Origin of the sequence: Mesorhizobium sp. M7A.F.Ca.CA.002.04.1.1 (assembly GCF_004022805.1) — a bacterium.
Classification (GTDB): domain Bacteria; phylum Pseudomonadota; class Alphaproteobacteria; order Rhizobiales; family Rhizobiaceae; genus Mesorhizobium; species Mesorhizobium ciceri.
This window is the reverse complement of record NZ_RZPL01000144.1, coordinates 1-9,792: the sequence shown is the minus strand read 5'-3', so window position 1 is coordinate 9,792 and position 9,792 is coordinate 1. Positions and strand designations below refer to the sequence as shown.

The following is a 9,792-nucleotide window of genomic DNA, read 5'->3' as shown; positions in this document are numbered from 1 at the left end:
GTCCAGACGCGCGAATTCACCCTTCCCGGCTTCCGCCACGATTTCGGCGCGATGAATCTCAGCCTCTTCGCCGGCTCGGCCTTCCACCGGAAATATGCAAATGAATTGAAAGCGCAGGGGCTGGAGTTCGCCCCGGTCGCCGACTGTTTCGCCAGCGCATTCCCTGACGGGCGCTGGTTCGGCGTCAGCAACGATCTGGAAAAGACCGCCGCGCGCATCGCCGCCTTCTCAGCCGCCGACGCCGCCACATGGCGCAGGCTGGTCGCCGCCTTCCCGGCGGAGGCCGAACACCTGTTCCGGCTGCTGGGTTCGCCGATGAGTGCCCGCGCGCTTGCCGGCACGGCGTGGAACCTGTGGCGCAAGAAGGGCATGTCCGGAGCGCTCGATACGGGCCGGCTGCTGCTGTCCTCACCCCGCGCCTGGCTGGAGGAAACTTTCGAGTCGCCGCATATCAGGGCAACGCTCGCCACTTGGGGCATGCATCTCGACTTCGCCCCGGATATCGCCGGCGGTGCGGTTTTCCCCTATCTGGAATCGATGGCCAACCAGAGTTTCGGCATGGTGCTGGGCAAGGGCGGCGCCGACACCATCATCCGTGCCCTCTCTGGCATGGCGACCTCCGCCGGCGGCAAGATCGTCACCGGCGCCGAAGTCGCCGAGATCACCGTTTCGGCCGGCAAGGCGACCGGCGTACGGCTCGCTTCGGGCGAGACGCATACCGCCACCAGGGCAGTCATTGCCGGCGTCGCGCCCAAGGCGCTGACGGGCAAGCTGCTGCCCAATGGTTCGGGCGACGCCGGCTTCGACACGGCGATGCAGAAATTCCGCCATGCGCCAGGCACGATGATGATCCACCTGGCGCTGGACGATTTGCCGGATTGGCGTGCCGGAGCGGAGCTTCGGCAGTTCGCCTATGTGCATCTGTCGCCGTCGCTCGACGCCATGTCGCGCACCTATCAGCAGGCCATGGCGGGCATGCTGCCGGACGAGCCTGTGCTGGTGGTCGGCCAGCCGACGGCGATCGACCCGTCGCGGGCGCCTCAGGGAAAGCATGTGCTGTGGGTGCAAGTGCGCATGCTGCCGGCCGAAATCCTGGGCGATGCCGCCGGCAAGATCGCACCGGACCATTGGGACAAGGTGAAGGAGGTCTACGCAGACCGTGTCCTCGACATCATCGAGACCTATGCGCCCGGCCTGCGCAACAAGATTCTCGGCCGCGCCGTCTTCTCGCCCATCGACCTCGAGCGTGAGAACCCGAATCTCGTCGGTGGCGACCAGGTCTGCGGCAGCCATCATCTGGCGCAGAACTTTTTATTCCGCCCGGCGCGCAACTATGCCGGCTGGAACACGCCGGTGGCGCATCTGCACCTCACTGGAGCCGCGACATGGCCGGGCGCCGGCACCGGTGCGGCGTCGGGCTTCATGCTCGCACAACAGCTTGGCGGGAGGTAGGAGCCGGAGATTTCCTTGAGGCTACGAGGGGCAAGGCGCTGCTGCCCAAGAAGCCTGAACCAATGACCTGAAGACGCCGCGCAGAAACAAAACCAACAAGGGGAACGACCATGACAATCAACAGACGGGAATTGCTCGGATACAGCGCCGCGGCACTCGGGGTGGCCGCCGTCGGCCTGCCGCAGATCGCTAGGGCGGCTGCCGGCGAACTGACCATCGCCTACAATGTCAACCTGCCATCCTGGGATCCGACCACCGGACCCTCGGCCGTCAACCCGACGATCCAGGGGCTTTACCAGTCGGTATTCGACCAGTTCATCCCGCAGAAGCCCGATTTGTCCTTCGCGCCGGGCCTGCTCACCGAATGGGGCTGGAACGACGACCGCACGAAGATCATGATGACGGTGCGCGAAGGCGTGACCTGGCATGACGGCTCGCCGTTCACGGCCGAGGACGTCGTCTGGTCGCTACAGCGGGCAGGCGACGAAAAGACCGGCAACCCGATCCAGTTCGTCTGGAAGAACGTCAACAACTTCAAGATCGACGGCAACAAGATCACCGGCGACGTCGTGCAGTTCGACCCGGTCTATTTCAAATGGATGTCGTTCCTGACCGGCTACATCATGCCGAAGGCCTATTACGAGAAGGTCGGCGCCGAAGGTTTCGAGAAGGCGCCGATCGGCACCGGCCCCTACATGGTGGAAAAGTTCGAGCGCAACGCTTTCCTGCGGCTCAAGGCAAACCCGAACTACTGGGGCGGCAAGCCGGCCTTCGAGAATGTGACGATCAAGTTCGTCGCCGACGCGGCAAGCCGCGTCGCCGAGATCGAATCCGGCTCCTCGCAAGTGACGCTCGAAATCCCCTACGAGGAGTATGACCGGCTGATCGCCAAGGACGGGCTGGCCGGCTCGTGCAAGAACGTTTCCGACATCGGCATGATCTTCTTCAACGACATCGAGGCGATGCTGGACAAGAACGTCCGTCAGGCCGCCGTGATGGCCGTCGACAAGAAGCTGCTGGTCGATCGCCTGCTGCGCGGCTACGGACAGCCGATCGATACGCTGGAAACGCCGGAATACGCATCCTACGACGCGTCGATCAAGGTCGAGCACAATCCGGAAAAGGCCAAGGAATTGCTGGCTGCCTCCGGCTATTCGCCGGAAAAGCCGGTCAAGTTCACCATCCAGACGACCAAGGGCTTCAAGCCCAAGGACTATGAGATGATCCAGGCGATCGTCGGCATGTGGCGCAAGGTCGGCATCGAGGCGACGATCGAGGTCTACGAGATCGCAAAGCACTACGAACTGCGCGCCGCCGATAAGCTGGCGCCGGCCGCCTTCTACAACTGGGGCAACGCCATCGGCGATCCGACCACCTCGACCGGCTTTGCCATGTACGGCCCGAGCCCGCATTCGGTGTGGGACAGCCAGGATTTGATCGACATGATCAACCCGCTGTGGGGCGAGAAGGACGAGGCCAAGCGCATCGCCGGCTGGAAGGCTGTCGACAAATACATCGCCGAGCAGGCCTATGTGCTGCCGCTGATGCAGTATGCGCAGCCCATCGTCCATGCCAAGGGCGTCAATGTGGTTCAGCATGTGTCGGGCGCGCTGCTGCCGGCCCTGATGACCCCGGCCTGAGAGAGTCGAGAAAGGCGCGCTGTCGCAAAGCCGGCATGCCTTCTCCCAACTTGCGCAGGCCCCCTCATCCGGCCCTTCGGGCCACCTTCTCCCCGCTGGGGAGAAGAGACCGGCTCAGCCGTCAGCGACCTCTTCTCCCCTCGGGGAGAAGGTGGCCGCGAAGCGGCCGGATGAGGGGTCTTCGTTCCATCAGTCACCGAAACGCATTAGGCCTACGCCAGAATGCTCCTGCAAAGATTCCTGATCCGTCTGCTGACGATGCTGATCACGCTGTTCGGCGTGGCCGTCGTCGTCTTTGTCGTGATCCGCGTCGCGCCCGGCGATCCGATCGCCATGATGCTGCCGCCTGGTGCTACGGATGCCGACATTGCCCGGCTGCGAGCGCTCTACGGCCTCGACAAGACCATCGTGCAGCAATTCTTCATCTGGCTGTCAGGCGTCGCCAGGGGCGATTTCGGCACCTCGATTTCGCTCAGGCAGGATGTGCTGGGTCTCGTCTTCAACCGGCTGCCAGCGACGCTGGAGCTTGCCATCGTCGCGCTTGTGATGGCGGTGGCGCTCGGCGGCACGACGGCAATCATCGGCGCGCGCGAACGCGGCACGGCGGTCGAGGCCGGCATCGACATCGCCAGCGGCGCGGCGCTTTCCAGTCCCGACTTCCTGTGGGGCCTGGTGCTGATCCTGCTGTTCGGCGTGCTGGTGCCGATCTTCGACATTTCCGGCCGGGTGTCGCCGCAGCTCGACCTGCCCTTCGTCACCCAGTTTTATCTGTTCGAGAGCTTGCTTCGTCTGCGCCTCGACCTGACCTGGGATCTGCTGAAACACATGCTGATGCCGGCCGTGGCGCTGGCGCTGCCGCTGGCGGCGATCATCTCGCAGCTGCTGAAACAGTCGCTGAAGGAAGTGCTCGACCTCGACTACGTCGTGCTGGCGCGGGTCAAGGGATTCTCGGAAACACAGGTCATCCTGCGCGAAGCGCTGAAGAATGCCGCGCTGCCGACGCTGACGCTGGTCGGCGTGCAGTTCACCTTCCTCATCGGCGGCACCGTCATCGTCGAACGGCTGTTTTCCTATGAAGGCCTCGGCAACATGGCGATCGACGCCGTCATCAACCGCGACCTGCCGCTGATTCAGGGCATCGTGCTGGTCTTCGCGCTGCTGTTCGTGCTGATCAACCTCAGCGTCGACATGATGTACGCGCTGCTCAATCCAAGGCTGCGCCATGGATGAGGGCCGCGCTCAAAGACGAGCTGTGTCGCCGCGTCTGTGGCTTGCCGGCGGTTGGCTGCTGCTGGCGCTTCTGGCGGCAATCTTCGCGCCGCTGGTCGCGCCGCAGGATCCGCTGGCGCAGGATTTGATGCTGGAACGGTTGCCGCCGTTCTGGATGGCCGGCGCCGAACCCGGCTATTGGCTCGGCACCGACAGCCTCGGCCGCGATCTGTTGTCCCGGCTGATCTTCGGCGGCCGCATCGCCTTCATCGTCGCTTTCGCCGCGGCCATCGCCGCCTGCCTGGTCGGCTCGATGCTGGGGCTCATAGCCGGCTATTTCGGCGGCTGGGCCGACCGCATCATCTCGCGCATCGTCGATGTCTGGATGGCATTTCCGCCGGTGCTGTTCGCCATCCTTTTGGTTGCGGTGCTCGGCACAGGCTTGAGTTCCGTCATCCTGGCCATCGCCATCATCGACTGGACGCGTTTCTGCCGGGTGATCCGTGCCGAGACGATGGGCCAGTCGCGCATGGATTATGTCGAGAATGCCCGCATCGCCGGCTATGGCCGCATCGGCATCATGCTGCGCGAAGTGCTGCCCAATGTGGTGCCGTCAATCGTGGCGCTGCTGTCGCTGGAAATGGGCATCGCCGTCATCGTCGAGGCGATCCTGTCCTTCGTCAATCTGTCGATCTCGACCGACGACCCGACCTGGGGCGGCATCATCGCCGAGGGCCGGCTGTCGATCCATCAGGCCTGGTGGGTGCTGGTGTTCCCGCTGATCACGCTCATCCTCACCGTGCTGTCGTTCAGCCAATTCGGCGAGGCGTTGAAGACGCGCTTCGACCCGGTGCTGCGATGAGCGCGGTCTGCCTTGACATCGCCAATCTGAGCGCCGTGCTGCCCAACGGCCAGCGCATGCTGCGTTCGGTGTCGCTCTCCGTCCAACCCGGCGAGGTCCGCGCGTTGGTCGGCGAAAGCGGCGCCGGCAAGACGATGATCGGCAAGGCTGTGCTTGGTGTGCTGCCGTCGAGCGTGCGCATCGTCGAAGGCGATATGTTGCTTGAGGGCGAAGACCTCGGCAAGTTGCCGCCCAAGGCACGGCGCACGCTGATCGGGGCATGCACGGCGCTGATCCCGCAGGACCCGCTGACCGCTCTCAACCCGTCACGCCGCATCGGCTCGCAGATGACCGACCGGCTGGTGCGCATCCTCGGCTGGAGTGGCGAGAAGGCCGATACCCGCATTCGCCAGTTGCTGGACGAGGTGCAGATCCGCGACCCCGACCGCGTGCTCAAAAGCTATCCGCACGAACTGTCCGGCGGCATGCGCCAGCGCGTGCTGATCGCCGCCGCCTTCGCCGCGGAGCCAAGGCTGATCGTCGCCGACGAGCCGACCACGGCGCTCGACGTCACCGTGCAGAAGCAGATCCTGCGGCTGATCGCTGCGTTGCAGCGCGAGCATGGCACGGCGATCCTGTTCGTCACCCATGATCTCGGCGTCGTCGCCAAGATCAGCCAGAGGGTCTCGGTGCTCTATGCCGGCAAGGTGGTGGAGGAGGCCGAGACCGCAGCGCTCTTCGCCGCGCCGCAGCACCCCTACACACGGGCGCTGATCGCGGCGACGCCACGCTACACCGATCCTTTCGCCTCGCTAAGACCGGTGGACGAGGCGGTGCTGGCCGGACTTGCTTCGGAGATCGCTGCCGCCGACCAAGCCTGGAGGCGGCCGCATGGTTGAACCGTTGTTCTCCGTGCGCGGGCTGAAGGTCGCGCTGCCCGACATGACGCGCAAGCCACTGATCGGCCGCGCGCCATTGGCCGAAATCCTGAAGGGCCTGGACTTCGACCTGCCGCGGGGCTCGGTGACCGGCATTGTCGGCGAATCCGGTTCGGGCAAGTCGACGCTCGGCCGCGCTTTGGTGCGCCTGCTGGAGCCAAGCGCCGGCAGCATCCGCTTCGACGGCCGCGACATCACCAATCTGCCGGAAGCGGAGCTGCGGCCGCTGCGGCGCAATCTGCAGATGATTTTTCAAGATCCGATGTCGTCGCTCAACCCGCGCTGCACCATTACCAGCATTATCGCCGCGCCTTTGAAGCAGAATGGTCTTGGCGACAACCTGAAGGCGCGCGTCGCCGAGGCGCTGCAGCGTGTCGGCCTGCCGCAAAGTTTCGCCAGCCGCTATCGGCACGAACTGTCGGGCGGCCAGCGCCAGCGCGTCGGCATTGCGCGCGCGCTGGCGCTGTCGCCGAAATTCGTGCTGGCCGACGAGATCGTCTCGGGCCTCGACGTCTCGACGCAGGCGCAGATCCTCACCCTGCTGGAGGAGCTTGCCGCGGAGATGGGGCTGACCGTCGCTTTCATCAGCCACGATCTGTCGGTCATCCGGCGGCTGTGCCGGCAGGTGATCGTCATGCGCGAAGGCGTGATCGTCGAAGCGAGCGCCACCGACACCTTGTTCGACAAGCCGCGGCAAAGCTACACGCGCGATCTCATCGCGGCCATTCCGCTGCCCGAGATCGATGCGAGCTGGCTCGACATTCCTTCCGCAGCCAAGCCGCCGACATGAATGCATACGCACGCCGACGAGCGGGCCTCGGACGTGCGACCACAAAGACCAAGTCCCGCCAAATGGAGAGGACTGACATGAAGACCACAATCGCAATTGCAACGCTCGCCGCCGCGATGCTCGGCAGCGCCGGCATGGCCTCGGCGGATTCGATCCCGGGCATGCGCGGCCACGACCACACCGGGATCACGGTTCCCGACATGAAGCAGGCGGTCGACTTCTTCACCGAAGTGGTCGGCTGCAAGAAGGCGATGTCGTTCGGCCCGTTCGCCGACGACAAGGGCACCTTCATGCAGGATCTCCTGGGCGTCGATCCGAAGGCGGTGATCGAAGAGGTCACCATGGTGCGTTGTGGCTACGGCTCGAACATCGAGCTGTTCAAATACACAGCACCGGACCAGAAGGACCTGACGCCAAAGAACAGCGACATCGGCGGCTTCCACATCGCCTTCTATGTCGACGACGTCGCCGCTGCCAAAGCCTATCTCGACGGCAAGGGCGTCAAGACACGCTTGGGACCATTGCCGGTCAAGGAAGGACCCGCCGCCGGCCAGACCATCCTCTATTTCCAGGCGCCCTGGGGGCTGCAACTGGAAGCGATCAGCTATCCCGACGGGATGGCCTATGAGAAGGGCGCCGAGACGGTGTTGTGGAGCCCGAAGAGCCCGGAAAAGTGATCGGCAGCGCGCTTGCGCGATGACACGCAGGCGCGCTTTCGCCATGTCAGGACGATCGTTCTGATATGAAACTTTAAGCTTGAAATATCTTATCGCCGGCGCGATACTGAACTCCAGCAAGCGAAGAGGAGATCGCACAGATGAAGGTTGCGGTTCTCGGCGGCGGACCAGCCGGCCTCTACTTTGCCATTTCGATGAAACTGAGGGACGCCGCCCACGATGTGACGGTGTTCGAGCGCAACCGCGCCGACGACACGTTCGGCTGGGGCGTCGTGCTGTCGGCCGAAACGCTCGACAATCTGTCGAAAAACGATCCGGTCAGCGCCGTCTGGATCAAGAAGCACTTTGCCTACTGGGACGACATCGCCGTCATTCATGACGGCGTGCGCACGGTCTCGTCAGGGCACGGTTTCTGCGGCATCGGCCGCAAGCGGCTGCTGGTCCTGCTGCAGCGCCGGGCGCGTGAACTCGGCGTCAAGCTGATGTTCGAGACCGACATCGCCGATCCCAAGCCTTACATGGAGACGCACGATCTGGTCGTCGCTGCCGACGGCCTGAACTCCAGGGCGCGCAACAGTTTCGTCGACATCTTCAAGCCCGACATCGACACCCGCAAATGCAAGTTCGTCTGGCTCGGCACCAACCAGAAATTCGACGACGCCTTCACCTTCATCTTCGAGAAAACCGAGCATGGCTGGGTGTGGGCCCACGCCTACCAGTTCGACAGCGACACCGCGACCTTCATCGTCGAGTGCAGCGAGCAGACCTGGGCTGCCTTCGGCTTCGGTGCGATGTCGCAGCAGGAATCGATCGCCGTTTGTGAGCGGATCTTCGAAAAACATCTCGGCGGCCACGCCTTGATGACGAATGCCAACCATATCCGCGGTTCGGCCTGGATCAATTTCCCGCGCGTGCTGTGCGAGCGCTGGTCTTACAAGAATCTCGCGCTGATGGGCGATGCAGCGGCATCGGCGCATTTCTCGATCGGCTCCGGCACCAAGCTGGCACTGGAAAGTGCTGTGGCGCTGGCCGAATATGTCGAAACTGAGCCGGACCTGGATGCCGCCTTCCGCAGATATGAGGATGCCCGCCGCACCGAGGTGCTCAAGCTGCAATCGGCGGCGCGCAATTCGCTGGAATGGTTCGAGGAGGTCGAGCGCTATCTCGGCCTCGATCCGGTGCAGTTCAACTATTCGCTTTTGACCCGCTCGCAGCGTATCAGCCACGAGAATCTGCGACTGCGCGATGCCGAATGGCTTGAAAGCGCGGAAGAATGGTTCCAGCGCCAGGCGGGCGCCGGCGGCAACAGCCTGCGCCGCGCGCCGATGTTCGCGCCGTTCAAGCTGCGCGACATGAGGCTGCAGAACCGCGTCGTCGTTTCGCCGATGGCGCAGTACAAGGCTGTCGACGGCTGCCCGACCGACTGGCATTTCACGCATTATGCCGAGCGGGCCAAGGGTGGCGCCGGTCTCATCTATATCGAGATGACCTGCGTCAGCCCGGAAGGGCGCATCACGCCCGGCTGTCCCGGCTTCTACGCGCCCGAGCATGAGGTGGCGTGGAAGCGGCTGGTCGATTTCGTCCACACCGAGACCGAGGCCAAGATCTGCGCCCAGATCGGCCATTCCGGCGCCAAGGGCTCGACCCGGCTCGGCTGGGAGGGCACTGACGTGCCGTTGGTCTCAGGCAACTGGCCGGTGATGGCGGCTTCGGCCGTTGCGTGGTCGCCGCAGAATCAGGTTCCGAAGGCGATGAACCGCGCCGACATGGACCGCGTGCGCGACGAATTCGTCGCTTCGGCCGAGATGGCCGATCGCTGCGGCTTCGACATGCTCGAAATCCACGCCGCGCATGGCTATCTCTTGTCGTCCTTCATCACGCCGGTCACCAACCGGCGCACGGATGAATATGGCGGTTCGCTGGACAATCGCATGCGCTATCCCCTCGAAATCTTCCGCGCGGTGCGCGCCGCCTGGCCGGCGGAGAAGCCGATCTCGATGCGCATTTCCGCCAATGACTGGGTCGGCATCGAGGGCGTGACGCCGGCCGACGCGGTCGAGATCGCGCGGCTGCTGCATGAGGCCGGCGTCGACATCTGCGATGTCTCGGCAGGCCAGACCTCGGCACTGGCCAAGCCTGTCTATGGCCGCATGTTCCAGACGCCGTTTTCCGACCGCATCCGCAACGAGGTCGGCATGGCGACGATGGCGGTCGGCAACATCTACGAGCCGGACCATGTCAATTC

8 protein-coding genes are annotated in these 9,792 nt (G+C 64.1%); all 8 read left to right on the top strand.

What is annotated here, in order from left to right:
- Positions 1-1,452: NAD(P)/FAD-dependent oxidoreductase (locus ENZ75_RS10390; protein ID WP_164887778.1), on the top strand; the 1,452-nt coding region annotated here is incomplete at its 5' end.
- A gap of 110 nt (positions 1,453-1,562) precedes the next feature.
- Entirely contained in the window at positions 1,563-3,092 is a 1,530-nt protein-coding gene (locus ENZ75_RS10385) for an ABC transporter substrate-binding protein (RefSeq protein WP_027161803.1), read from the top strand.
- Between the two features lie 222 nt (positions 3,093-3,314).
- Positions 3,315-4,322, top strand: a complete 1,008-nt coding sequence (locus ENZ75_RS10375) for an ABC transporter permease (RefSeq protein ID WP_128278080.1) — start codon at positions 3,315-3,317, stop codon at positions 4,320-4,322.
- The gene (locus ENZ75_RS10370; RefSeq protein WP_013527973.1) at positions 4,315-5,163 is read left to right on the top strand and encodes an ABC transporter permease; all 849 of its coding nucleotides are present in this window, start codon (positions 4,315-4,317) and stop codon (positions 5,161-5,163) included. Before ENZ75_RS10375 ends, ENZ75_RS10370 begins: the two co-directional genes overlap by 8 nt.
- Entirely contained in the window at positions 5,160-6,041 is an 882-nt protein-coding gene (locus ENZ75_RS10365) for an ABC transporter ATP-binding protein (RefSeq protein ID WP_063169951.1), read from the top strand. Before ENZ75_RS10370 ends, ENZ75_RS10365 begins: the two co-directional genes overlap by 4 nt.
- Positions 6,034-6,870: an ATP-binding cassette domain-containing protein gene (locus tag ENZ75_RS10360; protein WP_063169950.1), complete on the top strand. Its 837-nt coding sequence runs from the start codon at positions 6,034-6,036 to the stop codon at positions 6,868-6,870. The genes ENZ75_RS10365 and ENZ75_RS10360 overlap by 8 nt, the downstream gene beginning before the upstream one ends.
- 77 nt (positions 6,871-6,947) lie before the next feature.
- Positions 6,948-7,547 (top strand): VOC family protein, encoded by a 600-nt coding sequence (locus ENZ75_RS10355; protein WP_063169949.1) that lies wholly within the window; start codon positions 6,948-6,950, stop codon positions 7,545-7,547.
- 140 nt (positions 7,548-7,687) lie between these two features.
- Positions 7,688-9,792: bifunctional salicylyl-CoA 5-hydroxylase/oxidoreductase (locus ENZ75_RS10350; protein ID WP_128278078.1), on the top strand; the 2,105-nt coding region annotated here is incomplete at its 3' end.

Coding starts and splice junctions, on each gene's coding strand:
- ENZ75_RS10385 (WP_027161803.1), top strand. CDS start 1,563: ATGACAATCAACAGACGGGAATTGCTCGGATACAGCGCCGCGGCACTC.
- ENZ75_RS10375 (WP_128278080.1), top strand. CDS start 3,315: ATGCTCCTGCAAAGATTCCTGATCCGTCTGCTGACGATGCTGATCACG.
- ENZ75_RS10370 (WP_013527973.1), top strand. CDS start 4,315: ATGGATGAGGGCCGCGCTCAAAGACGAGCTGTGTCGCCGCGTCTGTGG.
- ENZ75_RS10365 (WP_063169951.1), top strand. CDS start 5,160: ATGAGCGCGGTCTGCCTTGACATCGCCAATCTGAGCGCCGTGCTGCCC.
- ENZ75_RS10360 (WP_063169950.1), top strand. CDS start 6,034: ATGGTTGAACCGTTGTTCTCCGTGCGCGGGCTGAAGGTCGCGCTGCCC.
- ENZ75_RS10355 (WP_063169949.1), top strand. CDS start 6,948: ATGAAGACCACAATCGCAATTGCAACGCTCGCCGCCGCGATGCTCGGC.